This window comes from Paraburkholderia rhizosphaerae (genome assembly GCF_004366595.1).
In the GTDB taxonomy this organism is placed as follows: Bacteria; Pseudomonadota; Gammaproteobacteria; order Burkholderiales; family Burkholderiaceae; genus Paraburkholderia; species Paraburkholderia rhizosphaerae.
Window position 1 is genome coordinate 168116 of sequence record NZ_SORE01000008.1, and the last position, 17659, is coordinate 185774.

The 17659-nt window shown below is 66.8% G+C and carries 14 protein-coding genes; all 14 read right to left on the minus strand.

The window, feature by feature from the left end; all coding sequences use genetic code 11:
- Positions 1–7: 7 nt before the first annotated feature.
- The 14 genes from BX592_RS12785 to BX592_RS12845 are packed head-to-tail and all read right to left on the minus strand — an operon-like array spanning position 8 to position 17657.
- Positions 8–2902: a putative baseplate assembly protein gene (locus BX592_RS12785; protein ID WP_134192136.1), complete on the minus strand. Its 2895-nt coding sequence runs from the start codon at positions 2900–2902 to the stop codon at positions 8–10.
- The gene (locus BX592_RS12790) at positions 2899–5598 is read right to left on the minus strand and encodes a putative baseplate assembly protein (protein ID WP_208327896.1); all 2700 of its coding nucleotides are present in this window, start codon (positions 5596–5598) and stop codon (positions 2899–2901) included. The genes BX592_RS12785 and BX592_RS12790 overlap by 4 nt, the downstream gene beginning before the upstream one ends.
- A complete protein-coding gene (locus BX592_RS12795; protein ID WP_134192138.1) occupies positions 5553–5921 on the minus strand; it encodes a GPW/gp25 family protein in 369 nt (122 codons plus the stop codon). Before BX592_RS12795 ends, BX592_RS12790 begins: the two co-directional genes overlap by 46 nt.
- Before the next feature lie 40 nt (positions 5922–5961).
- Positions 5962–6273, minus strand: coding sequence for a hypothetical protein (locus tag BX592_RS12800; protein ID WP_134192139.1), 312 nt, complete (start codon positions 6271–6273; stop codon positions 5962–5964).
- An 11-nt stretch (positions 6274–6284) separates the two neighbouring features.
- Positions 6285–6833: a phage baseplate assembly protein V gene (locus BX592_RS12805; protein ID WP_134192140.1), complete on the minus strand. Its 549-nt coding sequence runs from the start codon at positions 6831–6833 to the stop codon at positions 6285–6287.
- Positions 6830–7960 carry a hypothetical protein gene (locus BX592_RS12810; protein ID WP_134192141.1) on the minus strand — a complete coding sequence of 377 codons (1131 nt, stop codon included), beginning with the start codon at positions 7958–7960 and terminating at the stop codon, positions 6830–6832. The genes BX592_RS12805 and BX592_RS12810 overlap by 4 nt, the downstream gene beginning before the upstream one ends.
- Positions 7960–8343, minus strand: a complete 384-nt coding sequence (locus tag BX592_RS12815) for a LysM domain-containing protein (RefSeq protein WP_243849512.1) — start codon at positions 8341–8343, stop codon at positions 7960–7962. The genes BX592_RS12810 and BX592_RS12815 overlap by 1 nt, the downstream gene beginning before the upstream one ends.
- Positions 8340–8990: a hypothetical protein gene (locus BX592_RS12820; RefSeq protein WP_134192142.1), complete on the minus strand. Its 651-nt coding sequence runs from the start codon at positions 8988–8990 to the stop codon at positions 8340–8342. Before BX592_RS12820 ends, BX592_RS12815 begins: the two co-directional genes overlap by 4 nt.
- Positions 8987–12979 (minus strand): eCIS core domain-containing protein, encoded by a 3993-nt coding sequence (locus BX592_RS12825; protein ID WP_166676347.1) that lies wholly within the window; start codon positions 12977–12979, stop codon positions 8987–8989. The genes BX592_RS12820 and BX592_RS12825 overlap by 4 nt, the downstream gene beginning before the upstream one ends.
- Entirely contained in the window at positions 12976–13260 is a 285-nt protein-coding gene (locus tag BX592_RS33775; protein ID WP_166676348.1) for a hypothetical protein, read from the minus strand. Before BX592_RS33775 ends, BX592_RS12825 begins: the two co-directional genes overlap by 4 nt.
- The gene (locus BX592_RS12830) at positions 13257–15119 is read right to left on the minus strand and encodes an ATP-binding protein (protein WP_134192144.1); all 1863 of its coding nucleotides are present in this window, start codon (positions 15117–15119) and stop codon (positions 13257–13259) included. Before BX592_RS12830 ends, BX592_RS33775 begins: the two co-directional genes overlap by 4 nt.
- The gene (locus tag BX592_RS12835) at positions 15116–16363 is read right to left on the minus strand and encodes a Pvc16 family protein (protein ID WP_134192145.1); all 1248 of its coding nucleotides are present in this window, start codon (positions 16361–16363) and stop codon (positions 15116–15118) included. Before BX592_RS12835 ends, BX592_RS12830 begins: the two co-directional genes overlap by 4 nt.
- Complete coding sequence (locus BX592_RS12840) at positions 16360–16956, minus strand: hypothetical protein (RefSeq protein ID WP_134192146.1); 597 nt, start codon at positions 16954–16956, stop codon at positions 16360–16362. Before BX592_RS12840 ends, BX592_RS12835 begins: the two co-directional genes overlap by 4 nt.
- A complete protein-coding gene (locus BX592_RS12845) occupies positions 16953–17657 on the minus strand; it encodes a T4 family baseplate hub assembly chaperone (protein ID WP_134192147.1) in 705 nt (234 codons plus the stop codon). Before BX592_RS12845 ends, BX592_RS12840 begins: the two co-directional genes overlap by 4 nt.
- Between the last annotated feature and the right edge of the window lie 2 nt (positions 17658–17659).

The following is a 17659-nucleotide window of genomic DNA, read 5'->3' on the forward strand; positions in this document are numbered from 1 at the left end:
GCGGCGTTCATTGCATGACGCCGATGTCGATCGGCGCCGCGTCGAGCGTCAGCAATTCGGCCGCGCTGACGGTGCCGTCCGCCTGCAGCGACGGCAGCAGAGCGGCGAGCTTCGCGGCGGGCTGCGGCGCGACGGGGCCGGTGCGCATCGTGTACAACTGCGAGATATCCGCGGCGAGCACGCCTTCGACATGCTGGATCACCGCATAGAGCTCGTCGAGCGTGACGCTCTGGCCGAAGTCGCGCGCGTCGAACGAGAACGCCTGGCGCAGCGCCGCGAGCACCGCTTGCGGCACGAGGTCGGGATCGGCATCGCCGGTGAGTCGCAGCGCGAGCTTCAGCGTGAAGGTCGTGTTCGTATAGGTCTGCACGCGAATCGGAATCAGCGGGTCGCCGTGGCGGCGCAGGCTGTCAACGAGATTCGCATAGGTGTCGCTGTCCGTCGCGACGGCGCGGCCGTCCGGACCGGCCACCGTCAGATACACGCCGCGCGCGAACCCGCTGCCGATCCATAACGCACACGCGCGAGCGATGCCCGCGAAGCTGCGCGCGTAGTTCGCGTAGTCGGCGGCGGACACCGCGCGCTCGAGCGTGAGAATCGGCAGCGGCGCATTGCTGCGCGTTGCCTCGGGCGCTTCCGGGTCCTGGCCGCCGGTCGCATCGTTTGCATTGATCACGGAACGCACACCGAGCGGCCGTGTGAGCAGCGTCGTGAGCTGGCCGGTGCGCAGATTGCCCGCGACGCCGAGGCCCTTGCGATATCGCAGCCGCACGTTGTTCTGTCCGCCCGGCAGACGCGCGCCTTCGATGCCGTCGCCGAAACGCAGCGTGGTCACCGCGTTCTCGTCGCGTTCGAGCGCGTAGACGTGTGCGTTCGGCGGCTGCGCATAGAGCGACGCCGCCTCCGTCCACAGCAGGTCATTGACACGCACCTGCAGCGTCGCTTGCGCGCCGTTGGCGGCGCTCGCACTCGACACATAGGTCAGCGGTAACTGGCGCAACTGGAACGTCTGGTTCGCAAGCGCTGCATTACCGCTGCCCGCGATCTCGTTGACGGTTTCACCCTGCGTCGCAACGGCGACGTTGGCGTTGACCGCGAAGCTCAGGCGGTCGTAGCAGTGCGCGAGCGCGGCCTTCAGGCGCAGCGTCGTGAGTCCGGACGTCGCGACGACCGCATCCGGCGCATCGTCGATCAATACGACTTCGCTCACCGGCAGGTCGCTGCTAAGCGCATCGATATAGACGAGCATGGCGGTCGGTGTCTTCACGCCGACGGTATTGCCGTCATCGTCGAGCAGGGACCAGCGCCAGGTAATTTCGACGACCGGTATCAGGAAGCCGTAAGTCGGGTCATGCCTGAGCGTGCGCACTGCCTGCATGCGCGCCGGCGCGAGCAGCCGGAACGATTCGCCGGAGACCGGCTTGCGCGTGCTGCCGATGAATTCGATGCCGCCGGTGTCGACCGGAAACGCGACGCGCTGCAGCTTGCCCGTCACAGCGAGCGCCTGGCCGGGCGCGAGATCCGGCTCACTGACACCGAGCGTCAGCGTGCTGCCCGACACCGGTTCGCGGATCGGGCGCGCGACGGGCGTGAACTCATCGCTCTGCGCGAACACGATCGTGCTGCGCAACGGAACGCTGGACAGCCCGTCGGCGAATTGCGGCGTGATGCGGCTGACTTTCGCGGACAGCGCGAAGTCGCTGCGCGCGACTTCCTGCACCTGTCGCACGCGCAGCAGATACGTGTGCGGCGCGGCGACGAATCTGGAGCTGGACACCGGCTTCAGATCGTCTTTCAGGACGGCGGCGGCAACCTTGTCCTGAATCTGCGTGATCTCGGCGAGCAGCTGCCCCTTGGTCACCAGGTCGCTGTATATCGTCAGTCCGACGTCATGGCGGAGCACAATCCAGCTCTGATCGACGATCTTCGGATATAGCCCGTCGAGATCGATCGGACCATGCTCGCCCAACTGGAAGTCTCGCCATTCGTACGGCGGTGGCTCATCGCGGTTGAAAAGTCCGGTGCCGGGCTTGAACACGAGGTTCGCATTGGGCGCCGCGGCGCCGAACAGCGATGCGCGCTGGCGAAACACACAAACGCGCGCGATCGCCGCAGGCGGCGAACTCCACTTCGCATCGAGCGCGTTCGTCCACGCGAGCCGCGTGATGCCGCGCGCCGTGTCCTCTTCCACGTCATTGAGCCGCAGCACGGTATAGAGGCCGCTGTCGGTGCTACTCGCGTAGCGGTCCGACGCGATCAGTGCGATCGTGTCGCCGGGCTGGATCTGCAGATGGGTGCCCGCCACATAGACATCCGTGACGCCCTGCGACAGCGCGGGCAGCATGCCGGTTTGCGCGGGCAGCGCGTTCCATTCGACGCGCCCCCGAATGTCCTCGACCGTCTCGAAGGTCTGCGCGGTCTGCCCCGGATCGGGCACGCTCTGCATGCGCGTGCCGGCCGGAATCACGACGGGCCGCGCGGCGAGCGCCGGTTGACCGGGCGACGTCTCCAGCGTGAAGGCGACGCGCGTGCTTGCGGCGACGCCTGGCGCGGGGCGGTAGCCGATCAACCGCGCCAGCTCGATCAGCGACCGATGCTCATTCGCCGTGCGCAGAAACGCTTCATTGACGAGCCGCTCCTGGTAGAACGTGAGCACGTCGGCCGCGCACGCGAACGCGTCGCACAGCGCGAGGGTCCAGTCGTCGTCGGTACGAGCGGTGAGGGCGCCGAGCGCGGGATAATCGCTGCTCGACAGGCGCGCCAGCAGGCTCGATTTGAAATCCGGTTGCGTACCGATCCGATAGGCGACGTGGCGCAAGCCCGGCGCGTTGCCGACGGTCTGCGGCGTTTCAACGCCGATGCCCGCGCAGCAGCTGCAATCGTCGGCGTCGGTGGTCATCATTTGCCCCCGTGGATGTCGAGCTCGAGCACGCCGTGCTCGGGATAGTTCGGATCGTTGTCCATACGCGCGATCTCGAACGGACCGATCGGAAACTCGCCGCGCATCAGCCAGCTCGGGTCGTCGGTGCCCTGGCGCTGGAACTTCGTGACCTGCACCGCCGCGACGCCCGGCACGTTGTGCGCGGCTTCGTAGAGCTGGCTCATGAAGACGCTCTGGCCGAACGTGTAGTTGTCCGGGTGAAACAGCGCGCGCTTGCGGTCGGGCAACGCGCGGTTGCTGAACAGCAGCATCAACTGACGGCGCACCTCGCTGCGGAAATAGTCGTCCATCACGCAGACGTGCAGCCCGATCTGCAGCGATACGTAATGCGGATCGTTGCATTCGAGATCGACGCCCGCCATCCGGTATGGATCGACCTCGCCGGGCAATCCGGCCTTGACGTCGGACGCCTGCGCACCTGCGACCGGATCGACGGTCAGAAAGACCGTGTACCAGCTTCCGGTCCAGCGCATCGACGCGGCCGCGCGCTGCACGCGTGTATCCCGGCCGGCGACGCGCGCGTAGTCGTCGAGCGTGACCGCGCGCTGCTGCGTGCGGAACGCCTGGGGCGCGTGACGGCGCACGCTCGCCGCGTCTTCGGCATCGACGCCACCGCGCGCCGCGCACGGATTGCGCACACCGAGAATCGCGCCCGTCGCGCCGACAATGTGCGCGATACTCTCAGGCCCGACGTTGCCCGCCGCGCCGTTGCCGATGCGGTACGACGCCGAGAACGCGGTCGTGCTTTCCGGGCGCATGCCGAGCGTGTTGTCGCCGAAGCGCAGCGCAGCGTCGCCGGCTTCGTCCACCTCGACGACGAAGTCGTGGTCGTTCGCCTTGCTGCCGAACAGATTGCGTCGCGCGCTCCATGAATTCGTCGTGCCCTTGTACACGCTGGTCAGATCGAGCTGCGGCACGACATTGCGCATATCGGCATCGATCGCGTGTGCAGCCGGACCGAACGAATCGAACGGGTACGGCTGCGTGCCTTTGAGGCCGCCCGCGGCGTCGACGAATTGGCCGGCCGCCTGCGTGAGCGGCCGTTTCGCGAGAACCGGCCGATAGCGCGGCGGGATCGCATCGGGCGGCGGCGGCTTGCACGGATCGACGCAGCATGCGGCCACGTTGATCAGCGACGGTTGCGGCACTGTGCCGAGCTTCTCGGCGTCAAGCGTTTGGCCTGGATCTCCGGAGGTGATCGTGCGGCCATGATCAACCAGCACGATGTTGCCGCGCGCGACGCCGATATTGTCGAGATAAGTCATCTTGCCGTGGTTATCGCCGCTTACACAGAGCGAAAAGGGCAGCGCGTCCGCGGACGCCCAGCTGATCTCCGTGATTGCTTGCCCGCCGAGCGGATCGTCGCGGGTCTGCGCGCCGGTGAGACGCACGGCGTGACGATGCGACGGATCCGCATCGCCGGGCTCGCCCGTCAGCGGGCCAACGCGTTCTTCCAGCACGAGCACGTCGCCCTTCGCCAGCGCGGGGAACGCGCCCTTGAGCGTCGCGCGCGTCGCACCCTGCTGAAGACAGCAGCTTTCGTCGTCCCATGTGTAGAAGCGCATCTCGTTGTGCGCCGCGTACAGCGACTGGCGATATTCGTCGGCATTGGCGCCGTTGCGCAAGCGCGGATCGAGCATCGCCTCGAAGACGAGCGGGCTGGCGCGCATCGCCGCTTCGAGCTTCGGGCCGGGCGCGATTTCCGGATCGAAGTCGCCGCATTGCGTGAGGAAACGCAGACCCGCAAGCGACAGTGACAGACTGTCCGCCGAGGTCTGTACCTGCACCCACGCGCGCGCATTGCAGCCGTCGTGCATCGGATAGTCGACCAGCACCGCGTGCCGGCGCAGCGACACGCGCCGCCGCGCGGTATTCAGATACGCCTCGGTCGCGACCGCGTCCTGCTGATAGCTCAGATGGTCGCAGACATACGCGAGCAACTCCGCGACGGCCACACCCATATCCGCCTCGCTGCTCTTGCGCCACTGCGGCACGAGTTGCGACAGGCGGTCGAGAATCAGACGCCTGAAGCCGGGATAGTCCTTCGCGAGATAGTCGATTTCGGGCGGCTCGTCCGTTTGTGGCACGCAGGTGCGAGGCGGCGCGCAATCGAAATCCGACGGGCACTGCGCCTTGAACGCGAATGCGACTTCCTGCAGGCACGGATCGAAGCCTTCGGGCGGGGCGTCGCTGTCTGGCGAGGCGACCAGGCGCAGCGTGTACGTGGAAAAATCGCCGGCCTCGTCGGTGCGCACGACGAGCGTACCCGGACCATCCTCGAGTCGATTCACGAGCGCGAGTGTCGGCGCTTCCGCGGCGGCCGTGTCAGGCGGATCGGGCGCGACGAGCTGCGTCGGCTCGGGCGACGCAGCGGCGGCCCACAACACTTTGACGTCGCGAATGCGCTCGCCGCCGTCGATGCGCACGTTCGCCGCTGTGAGCGCCTTCTTGCCGGTGGGCAGCGGCTTGAAGAAGTGCACGAGCAGCGTGCGCTGACGCAACGGGTCGTCGTGCGCGAGATCGTGGTCGATCACCTCCAGATAGTCGATGCCGTTGAGCGTTGGGTCCTCGCTCACTTTCAGGCGGCGCTGTTCGTGGCAGCAGCGGTACTTCATTGCGCGCTCCCCATCGGATGCGGGAACGACTGTGTCTGCCATTGCGAGTCCTGCACCGCGCGCCACGTGACGGTGATGAAGAGCGTCGCGCCATTTGGCTCGACGCTCACGTCCTGCACGACGATCAGCTCGCCGAGCCAGCGTTGCAGCGCGCTCTGGATCAGCAGGCGCGTCGCACTCGCCAGTTCGAGCGCGTTGGGCGCCAGCACGAGCTGCGCGACGCCGCTGCCGAACTCGGGCAGCATCACGCGCTCGCCGGGCCTCGTGAACAGCACCTGTTCGATCAGGTCGCGGATATGCGTGTCGTCGACGCTCGCGCCGGTGCGTCCGCGATGATCGAACTGATAGGGAAAGATCAGGTTCACGTTGGCCTCCGCGATGCGACGGGCGTCATCGGGTCCGCGCTCAAGTGGCGAGCGCCCGCGCCTGCGCAACGACCGGCATCATCGGCGAACCGGTCGGCGCGCAGACCGATACGCCCGACTGGATCGCGAGCGGCTGCCCGAGCGCGAAAACGCGTGTCGCGCCGACCACCCACTGGCCGGTCGCGCACGGGGACGTGCCGGTGAGGCCGCAGCCCGCGACGGCATAAGGTGCGGCGATCGTCGCGACCGGCTGACCGCCCACCAGCACGCGGCCCACCGGCGCGGTCGGTGTAGCCTGGCCGCCGTGCGCGCACATCACGGTCGCGCCGGCGTGCAGAATGGGTCCGGGCATCAGCGTCTCCTTCAGGTCACCACCAGCGCGCCGAGATTAACGTTGACCATGTTCGCGGTCAGCGTGATCGACGCGCCCTTGCCGTTGTCGATAAAGATGCCCATGTCGTTGACGACGATCTTCGCGCCCGTGAGGCTCTTGAGCACGATGCCGCCCGTCTCGGGCGAAGGCACCATATCGCTGAGCATCAGCATGTGCTGCCCCAGCGTCTGCATGCAGATGTTCGGCGACGCGGGCAGCCCGATCGTCGCGGACAGCGGAACGTCGGCGGACGAGCCCCAGCGGCAGCCGACCCAGATCGGCTTCTCGGCGTCGCCTTGCTCGAACTCGACCCACACTGCCGCGCCGATCGGCGGGACCACGTACATGCCCATCGGCAGGCCGGTCGGGCCGGCCAGCGGCACGACTGGCTCGGCCCAGTTGGTCGGCGTCTCTCCGGTGACATCGGACACCAGCAGCGTTAGCCGTCCGCGCCGCTCCGGATCGACGTTGTTCAAGACCGTGCCGCGATACTTGCCGTAGAAATTGCGCGCAAGCGCGGAGCTGACCGAAAGCGTCATGGACTCACTCCCGAGACGTTCGCGACGAGGCCGTCGCGCGACAGATTGAAGTTCTGCTTGTATTCGCCGCGCTTAAGCGAATGCGTGACGGAGTTCACGTAGTAGAGCCCGTCGTACGCGATACCCGCGCCGCGTACGCCGACCATCATGCGCGAGCGCAGCACGCGGCCGTAGCGCAGCACGTCGAGCGTGCCGGTGCCGGTGATCGAATCGTTCGCCTTCAGCACGATGCCAAGCGCGCGGTTGGCGGCGTCGGCGAGCGAGAGCCCGCCTGTGCCGTCGCCGAACTCGACCTTGGCGGGCAGCGCCGGGCGCAGTCCCATCGGCGGGCGCAGCGCGCTGAGGTTCGGCACCGGCACGGGAATCGGAATCTTGCCGGTCAGCGGATCGAGCACGGTGATCACCGTGATCTTCTTCGCGGTGCCGTCGAGGCTGAAGCTGAGCGTCTCGACATTGGACGCGGCGTCCATGTCGACGGTGAGCGCGGGCTGCGGATCGGGAATGCGGATATCCGGCCCGAAGTACGCGATGCTGCTGCCCGCCGCCGGCCCCGGTTCGATGTAGAACACAAAGCCGCATTGCTCGGCAAGCTGCTTCACGTACGCGAGATCGGTGCCGGATTGTGTCGGGATCTTGTCGATCGGCAGCGTGATGTCGGGCAGCAGCGGCGGAATCACGAGCGGCGCCATGCCAAGCACCGCGTATTTGGCGAGCAACAACAGCACGCGCGCGGAGATCGGCATGCCGGGATAGCGCATGAACGGCATTTCGACCAGATCCATCATCCGGCTGAGGTCTTCGCCGGTGATGGTGAGCGTCGACTGGCCGACCGCGTTGCTCGGGCTCAATTCCTGGCGCGTGACGACGCCGTCCATGATCACGTTCGGCTGCCCGTTGACGGTGACGATCAGAATCACCCGCGTGATGATCGGATCGAAAAAGCCGGCCGGCACGCGCGACGCGATCAGACTCGACGTGCGGCCCGCCTTGAACGTGAGCTGGAACGCGCCGAGTTGCGACGACGTGGTGACCTGCACGGCGTCGAGCGCATCCATCACGTCGGCGGGCGCGGGCGTGGCCACCGCGGGGCCGATCAGCATCGACAGATGAATGCCGCCGTTGAGCATCACACGCCTCCGCCGGGCGCCGGCACGTGCTCCGGCAGCGTGATGCGCAGCACGCTGCCGATGGTGCGCGTGAGATCGGCGGGATACATCGCGCGGTTCGCGTCGCAGATGCGCCAGTATTGCAGCGGGTCGTTGAAGTACTGGAACGCCAGATTGTCGATGCGCTCGCCCTGCGCGACCGTGTGATGCTGCAACGGCGCGAAGCGCTCCGGCGGCGGCACGAAGCGGCGCGCCACGCACGCGACGGTGCGGCCGTCGGGGAGCGTCACGGTGAGCGTCGGCAGGCCGTAGTAGCGGCTGTTGGGCGCGAAGGTCTGCGGGCCCGCCGCCGAGCCTTGCAGGATCGATTCGAGGGTCTTGAGCGTGTCGGCGGCGGCGCTCATCCGATTTCTCCAATGCCGAGCGCGGACAGCGCGGGCGAGGGCGCTTTCGCCGACAGCCGTTCCTTCGCCTGCAGATAGTTGAGGAAGATCGCGCTGCCGCGATGCGTGAACGGCAGGTCGTCTACCGACAGCGTGCGCATGCCGAGCGAAAGCCGCGCGCGGATCGGATTGAGGGACGTGTCGAAGGCTTCTTCGGTCACGCTGAATTCCGTGATGCGCACCGGCACCACGCGCTGCGCGCTCCACACGAACAGCGTGAGCGGCGCCTCGCTCGGCGCGATTTCGAGCGTGCCCGCCTGCGCGAGCGTGTTCTGGTTGACGAGTTCCACTGAGGTCGGATTCAGCACCGATTCGAGTGCCGCGATCTGTGGATGCAGGCCCAGCGCGACGACGTCCGGGTTGCTGTCGGGGAACTCGAGCTGGTCGGTGGCGTCGAGCTCGGCGTCGAGCCGGAAGGTTTCGATCGCTGGTCCTTTGAGGCGTAGCGCTTCGGAGCGGTCGCCGCTTTCGCCGATGCCCTGAACTTGCAGCGTGCGCGTGACCGAATCGGGGTTGTACTGCATGCTGATGACGCGCGACACCGTGCCGCTGACTGGATCGACCAGCACGATGCCCGCTTTCAGCACATGCGGTAAGGGCTGTGTCATTGCGGTTTCTCCTTTTTGTCCTGATCGCTCGCCTTGAAGACGTCGTCGATGAGCCGTCCGGGGTTAATGTCGGGCTTTGTGATCTCGATGTCGGACGGGCTCGGAATTTCGAAGCTCTTGTCCGAGCTGTACTTGAGCTTCTTTTTGAGCTTGACGCCGAGTTGCAGACCCGTGTCGAACTTTTTCTGCGCGAGCGTCCAGCGATACTCCGTGCCGACCTTGAACGGACCGAAGCCCGCGGATGCGTGCACCGAGGCCTCCAGCGCAAGCAGGATCGCGAGTCCGATCGACGCGGAGAAATCGGCTTCGGCCCAGTAGCGTGCGTCCGCGTAGTTGAGTTCCACAGTGGACGACACGTCGCCGTTCAGCAGCGCGCTCGCGCTGACCGTGAGTCCGCCTCCGACTTCGGCCACATACGCTTTGAGCACGATGGAGCCGGTAACCGAACCCTTGATTTCGGCGGAAGCGCCGATCCACAACTGGCCACTCGCCTTGAAGACGAGATTCGGGTTCTCCTCGAGCGGGTTCAGTTTGACTTCGGCCTCGGCGTTGCGAATCTCACCGGGACCTATTTTGTAACCCGCTTCCAGACCACCCTCGATCCGCGCGTTGACGCCCACGCCCGCGATGTTGGCGCCCGGAATCGGGATATCGACTTTGGCGGTGAAGATGTTGGCGTGGTGTCCGAAGGCGTCGAACAGTTTGATCGGCTTGGTGAAAGCAACCTTGCCCGTCACGCGCACCACTTCGTGCTCGTCGAGCTCCACGCCCGCGGTCGCCTCCAGCCCTTCCTTGATCTGGATCGTCAGCTGGCCGCTGCCTGTGAAACGTTCGTCTGGCGTCAGCTTTACGTCGAGCTTGCCTTTGACGCGCTCGTGTTCGATCTTCACCTGGCCTGCGCCGGAAAATTTTTCGTCGCGATACCTGAGATCGATGCTGCCGTCGAATTTTTTGTACTTGAAGCCAATACCCTTCAGATCACCCGACAGATGTTCACCGTCGTACTCGATGTCCAGCCTGACCGAGTGCAGGCGCGGCACGTCGAAGGTCGCGCCGCCCCTGAAAATCCAGCGTCCGCCCTTATTGACGAGAGCAAGCGTGGCGTCGCTGGCATGCGGCAGGTTCAGATTCACGCTGCCTTGCGCGTCAACCGCGAAGCCGCTCTTGCCATCGTTGCGAAAGCTCACTGACGCCTTGCCACCGGTCACGAATTTAAGTTTTTTCTTGAGATCGTCGACGTTGAGTTCCGCCTTGCCCGACCAGCCCTGAGCCTTGCTGTAGTCGACGTGGCCGTTGGCCGATTCGACACCGGGCAGATACGCGCGAAGGTCGCCGCCGAAGAGAAAGCCGTTGGCGTCGGCCTTCGCGTTGAGCGACAGGTCAAGCAGCTTTCTGTTGGCCCGCGTGTAGGACATCGCGAGTCCACCGCTGGCTTCGAGCTTCGGCAGGAAGGCGAACTTCACGTCCGAGCGGTCAATCGCGAGGCCCGGCACCGGCAGCTTCATCTCTTTCGGATCGAGTCCCTTCGTGATCCACAGCTTGCCCGCTTCGTATTCGAAGCCGAGTTTGCCGAGGAAGGGAATAGTCGGGCTCAGGTTGCCCGCGAAGTCAGCGCCATCCTCGCCGGGCTTGATGCTCGTGATTTCGCCTGGCGACATCCCCTTGAATTCGATGCGAATGCCCTTGGCTTTCTTCGGTAACGCGAGTTCGAGCGTGTTGTCGGGCTTGACCGGAAACTCGATCTTGTCGATACCCTTGAGATTTTTGATTTCATCGCTCACCTCGAAGGTCATCGTGTCCGGCTGGGCAGCGGCCGGTTTGCTCCTGGCGCCTTTTCTGGCCGCCGGATGCGCGAGAGTTTTCGCCCGAAAGCTCTTGATGAAGCCGGCGGCCTTCACGTTTTCACCGGTGTCGAGCGCGACGGGCGGCGCATCGGGCTTGTCCCTGAACGATTGCGGCACCTTGAAGTCGACGCTGATCCTGTCGCTGGCCTTGACGGTGTAGGTCGCGGTTTGCTCCGGCACGGCCGCAGCCGCGCTGCCTTTGCCGTTCATCGCGCAGTCTTCGATTGCGAGACAACTCGACGCGGGCGTGACCACGCCTTGAGCGTCCTTGCCCTTGTCGCAGGTTTCTTTGCCGACCACGCCGCTCGTCTTGCACGGTGTATCGGGCGAGTCGCCCATCTGTGCGCCGGTGAAAATCATGCGGATGCGGGTGACGTCCTTGTCCTTGTACGCATTCCTGACGCGATACTCGACGATCTTCTGGGCGATGCGATACACCTGATTCTTCAGCGTCGATCCCGAGGATCGATTCGGACAGCTGTCGAGCACCTGAAAATTCGGCGCGTCGTCCTCGCCGCCGAGTTGCAACTCCACGATGTGATCGAGGTCGCACGGCTTCGGCACGTTGTTCACGTTGCGATTCGGGAAAGTCGTCGCGCCGCCGGCGTTCGCCCAGTTCTGGTCCGCGTTCGCGCTGGTCCAGCCGACTTGCTGGAGCCATTTCTCCCGTCTGCGTTCGGAACCTGTCTCGTTGCGCTCGTTGACGTTGTGCGGCTTTGGCTTGAGTTCGACGGTTGACGACAGTTTCCCGGGCGGCGACGTGCGTGCCTGATAGATGGGAAGGACTCGCTGCCCCTTTGCGATCGGGATGTACAGCGGTTTGATCTGATAGGGAATCGCACCATCCTCGATCGTTCCGGGATCGCGGGTGACGGTGTATTCCAGGCCGGACAGACGCGACAGGTCATCGACCTTGATCTTCTCGTCCTTTAGCTCGGGGGCGGATTCTCGCGCGATCGTGTTCGCCGGCGCCGTGCTCAACGGCGCGACCACGCCGGCCGCGTCCTGTCTGCGCATCGGCATCGATGCGGCCGTCGCATGCAGCGGCGCCGCGCCCTGTTGCGCGACGTGCGCCAGTTCATGCGCGAGCAGACGCCGCCCCGATTCCGTGGCCGGATGATATTCGCCGCTCGCGAACACGACGTGCTCGCCATAGGTAAACGCGCGTGCTTTCAACGCATCGGTGGCGCGCGCGCTGCGCGGCCCGGTGTGAATGCGCACCGCCGAAAAGTCGCGTCCGAAGCGCTGCTCCATGAAGCGGCGCGTCGCACTGTCGAGTGCATCGCCGCTTTCGTCGATCGTGTCCGCGACGGGCGACGGCGCTTCCGCGCGACTGTTCGCCTTGCGTTGCACGGGCGTGGCTGCGTCCTTCTTACGCGGTTCCAACGGCGCGGGCGCTGGCGCATGAATCGACGCCGGCAGCGGGGCGGCCGGCACGAGCGCGCCGGGCGGGGCGGACTGCGCGGATGCCGATGCGGCGGGCGCCTTCGGCTTCCATCGATCAAGCTCCGCGCGCATGCGCTCGGTCTGGGCGCGATATGCCGCGGGGTCGTGCGCGGGCGGTTTGGTGGCTTTCGGTTCCCCCGACAGCGGCCCCGAAAGCGTCGCGCCGACATAGGTCGGCGCGCTCACCGGTCCTTCATAACGCAAACCCGCGCGCAGGCCACTCTGGCCGAGCGGCACGGCCGGCGGCTGAAATGGCAACGGCTGGCGCGCCGACGCGAGCCCGGCCACCGCGCCGCCGGCGATCACGCCCGCTGCTGCCGCGCCCGCCGGATGCGATAGCGCGCGCTTGCCCTGTTCCTCGCCTTTAGCGATGAGCTGTTGCCCCACCGGTGTTTGCGCGAGCGCTTCGCCAACCGTGCCGGCATCGGCCGGCTTGGCGCGCGGCTCGTCGTGCGGCGCGGCGTCGCTCGGATCGCGCTGGAATTGCCCTGCGGCCGGATTCAGCGCCGGTAGGGCGGCACGGTTCATTACGGCGTCGGCGGCGCGGTCGGCTTCGTATTCGAGCGGATCGCCGGGCTGCGACACGCGCGCCTTGTGCTGGCAATACGGACACTCGTCGTGGTCCGCGCCCTGCGCCTTGCGCGCAATGACCGGTTGCGCGGTGCGCGCACGCGCGGCAACCATCGCGCGCCGGCTCACGACGCGCTCCCGAGCAACGCATCGGCGAGCGCGCGAGCCAGTTGCGCCGGGTGCGGTGGTTGCAGCGATTGCGAAGCTTGCAGTGAGCGCGGCCACTCCGGCCATCGTAGCGATTGCGCGCCCCGAACATGGGCCCGCAGTACCGCGATGCGCGCATTGCGCCACCCGGCCGACGCCGCGCGCGCCCGCAGTTCGCCCTCGAGGCGCGCAAGCACTTCGCGCGCGGTGCGCTCATCGACGCCAGACAGGCACAACCGGTCGATATGGATATGCACGTTCATCGCGTACCGTCCTGGCGATCGTCGCGCAGCCAGCTTTCCTGCCACGGCTTGTCGAGCTTCTGGCACTCGGCGCGCGCGGCCGCGACCACATGCTCGAGCCGCACTGCGCCGCCTTGATGCACGGCGCGGCACGCCGCCGACCACGCAATGCCCGCGATATGCCCGCCCGCTAGCGGCGCGCGCGCAAGCCGCGCGAAATCGAGCCCGGCAAGCGGCATATCGGGTGGAAAGGCGCGCTTCCAGATGTCGACGCGCGCGTCCAGCGCGGGAAACGGAAATCGCACGACGAACGCGAGGCGACGCAGAAACGCGGCGTCCAGCGACTGATCCAGATTACTAGTGAGAATCGCGACGCCATTGAAGGTCTCGACCCGTTGCAGCAGATACGCGATCTCGAGATTCGCGTAGCGATCGTGACTGTCCTTCACTTCGGATCGCTTGCCGAACAGCGCATCGGCTTCGTCGAATAGCAGCACCGCGCCGCCTGCATCGGCGGCATCGAACACGCGCGCGAGATTCTTCTCCGTTTCGCCGATGTACTTGCTCACCAGCTTCGACAAGTCCACGCGATACAGATCGTGTCCGATTGCCGACGCGACGATGCGCGCGGCGAGCGTCTTGCCGGTGCCCGGCGGTCCGGCGAACAGCGCGGCAAGACCGTTGCCGCGTCCCTGACGGTTGGCGAATCCCCATCCTTCGCCGACCACCACGCGCGCCGCCGCGTGCATCGCGAGATCGCGCAATTGCGCGGTCTGCGCGGCGGGTAGCACGAGATCGTCCCAGGTCCCATGCGTGCCGATGCGCTCGCCCAGTCCCGCCATGCCGGCCTGCGTGAGCGCGCGGCACGCTTCGTGAGCGGTGGCCTCGTCGTGCGGGTCGAGCGCGAGATGCTCGGGCGCGCAGCGGTACTCGGCCGCGAGCCGCGTCGCGCTGTCTTCCGGCATCGCGGGATGACTCGCGCGCCAGCGCGCGATGCGCGTGCCGAGGTCGTCGTCGGGCAGGCGGATCAGCGCATGACGGCGGCATTCGAGATGCACCGGGGGAGCATCCGCGCAGACCACACAGGCGGCGAGCCGCTCCAGTGCGCGTGTCCAGCGTGCCGGCCATTCGTCGCCTTCGATCAGCAGGATGCGCGGCGCCAGCGCCGTTTCGCGTTGCCAGCGGCGCACGAATCCGGTGGGATCGGGTTCCATCTGCGCGGCGTCCGGCACGACAAAACGTAACGCCTGCGCGTGCAGCAGCGCGGCAGCGCCGAGCACGTGCGCATAGCGACCCTGCGCATTCGCGCCCGACAGAATCACGAGTGGATCGTCGTGCGCGGCGAGCGCGCGCGCCAATGCATGCGCGATTTCCGCACGTACCGGCTGACGCGCCGCAGTTTCGGGAACCGGCATTAACCACGGCACGAGCCACGCGTCGAGCGCGTCGTGATCCTGCAACGCGAAGATCAGACGTTCGTCGGCGTAGAACGGACGCCACATCAATGGGCCTTCGCCGGCGAAATGCAGCAGCTCGAATGCGCGCAGCGGCGCATCGGGCGCGAGCGCGGCGAGCTCGGGCGGCCCGAACAGTTGCACGGCGAGCGCGAGCGTCGGCCACGGACGGCGCGCGTCGCGGTGGACCAGCAGTTGCGCGATCTCGCCGTCGAGATCGGGCGCGCAGGCGAGCAGCAATAGCGCGCGCGCGAACGGCGTGAGACCAAAACGCTCGGCAATATCGTCGAGCGGCGAACGCGTGTCGATGTGCGACGGCGCAGGCGCGGCAGGCGGTGCATCGCCGCGCAGCAACGCCTTCAGGTATTCGAGTTCGACGCCGAGACCCGTCGAAGCATGGCCGATTTCCTCCGCCAGCGCGCTCATGACTTGATCTCCAGCATGGTCAACGGATCCAGCTTCGACTCCGCGCCGTCGACGCGGATGCGCAACGGCACCTTACCTGTCGCGGCGGTCTTCGGCACGGTAAAGGTGATACTCGTGGTGGTTGCCGTGCCGACCGGCGGGGCCGGGCGCGGCGGGACGACGAGCGCGGTGTCGCCCAGCAGGATCTGCACGTCCTGGTCGAAGCCGACCGGCGGATTCACATCGACTGTCACGAGTGCGCCTTGTTGCGCGCTATTGGGCACGTTGGCGAGCTTCGGAATCAACATGAAGGCCACCGTGTTCGACTGCGGGCCGGGACGCTCGCCGACCGCGGGGTCCTTGTCCTTGAAACTTACGCCCTGGTTTACGCTTGCCGTGTTGATGCCTGCACGCAGCGTGTGCGGCACGAGCATCTGCAATTGCAGGGATGTCGCGCCGGGTTGTATCGGCACTTCGACGGACGACAGCCGCACGTGCGTTGCAGCTGGCTGCCACAGTTGCGAGCCGCTGAGCGTGAGCATCTCGCCCGCTGCGAGCATCGAAGGCTGCACGTCGTCGATGGTCGGGCGCAGGAACTGCACGACCTCCAGGTTCCGGCGAACCACGGGCCGCGTCGCGCGCGTCGCCACGGTCGATTGGATCAGTACGCACGACGCGACATATGCGGCGCTGGTGCGGTACTTCGCACCGAACGCGGTCCACAGGCGTGAGATTTCCTCGGTGCTCAGCACCTCGGGCGAGAACTTCACGAGCTCGAACTGCTCGGCGAGATTCGATAGCGCGAGGGCGCTGAGATGATTGGGAATGTCCGGCACAGCGGGCGGTGGGGGCGGCGGCGGCGCGGCATTGATGCCTTTCAGCGCCTCGCGCAAGCCGTCGCGCGAGAGTTGCGGCGTGTCGTGGAGAATCTGCATTGCGTAGCCGAGCAGGATCTCCGAATGCAGCTCCTTCACGCCGTAGGCCATCAGCAGATAGTGCAGGTCGAGCGCGAGCGGCGGGTTCGAGATACGCTCGCCGGCTGCGCTGAATGACGGCAGGCCCATGTTGCGCCACGCGGCGTTTTCGGTGACCTGATAGAGAAAGAGATTGATCTGGCTGTGCGCATCGGTGCCATCGATGGCGACGCGATCCGGAGGTAGCGCGGTCACGCGCACGTCGCCGACCTGGCCCGCGTCGAGCACGCCATCGACGAGCAGGTTCTTGAGCGCCTGGGTCACGGCGGCGACGGCCAGCGCGGTGCTCATCGGCGTTCGCTCCTTCGCGTGAGATACTCGGCGAGCGTGAGCGGCGTGGTTTTGGTGCGTGCCGGCGTGGGCGAGGGCGTCGTGCGCGTGGTGGCGGGCGGCACGATCTCCAGCTTGCCGATGTGGATGTCGACACGCGTTTGCAACGGCAGCTCGGTTGCGACCCGCGGCTGCGCGTTTTGTTCATAGGGTGCGCGCGGTAGTTGCGGGTGCGCCTTCGGCAGCGGCGGCGCTACGCGCGCCTGGCGCGCGGCGGGCGCCGGTGCGGGCGCGGACAGCGGCTGCGGCGTGGCGCGCGAGGCTTCGCGATGTGTCGCGATGCCCGGTTGCGCGGGCGCGGGTGCGGGTTGCGCCGCGCTCGTTGCTGGCTGCGATGCGCGAACGGGTACCGGCTCGTCTTGTGTGGGCTGCGCCGGGCGATGCGCGGTCGGTTCATCGACTCGCGGCGTTTCGGCGCGCACAGCGACGGCCTCGGTCTCGAGCACCTCCATGCGCGGCTCGACGCTGCCGGCACGCACGCGGTAGTCACGCCGGGGCCGTACACGCGCGGCTTCGCCGCGAGCACGGGCTAGCACGCCGCGCAAGAAGTTCATCGCGCCTCCGCACGGTCGAGATAGAACTGGCGGCGCCAGTTGCTCATCGCCAGCACCTGCGCTTCGCTCCATGCGTACAACGTGCAAAGCCGCGCAACGACATCGAGTTCGTCCTCGGCCCAATGACCGATACGCTCCACCGCGAATTCTCCCGCATCGAATGCGAGCGTGTCCGCGTGGCCGCATGCCGGGCATTGGACCGCCAGTGCGAGATTCGCGAGCGGCGCGAGCCGGTCGAGTTGCGCCTCGCAGCGCTCGCGCAGCGCTGGCGGGATCTCGCGCGCGGCAACCGCGTGTCCGTCGCGTTCGGCGAAAGTCACGCAGCGCGCGAACAGCGCCGCTTCGCTGTCTTCGCTGCCTGCGCAATCCAGCGCGAACGCGACGTCGCGCGCATGCGGGACGCGCAAGCCGATGCGCCAGCCGTCATGCTCGATTTCGTCGCGTGTGTCGGGAGCGGCATCGAGCGCGGTCATCGGCAGCGCGATATCCATGCGCTCGCCGCACTGCGCACAACAGGCCTCGGCATCCAGCGTGCTGCCGGCGATCGCGGCGCATAGCCGCAACGCGTCGCGCTCACGCTGACCGATATCGAGCGACGCCGCATCGGCTTCGTGCAGCGCCGCCAGCAACGCGGTGGCGCGCTGGCCGGGCGACTGCGCCGCAGCCGTTTCCCACGCGCACAGGAGGGCGGATGCATTCATGC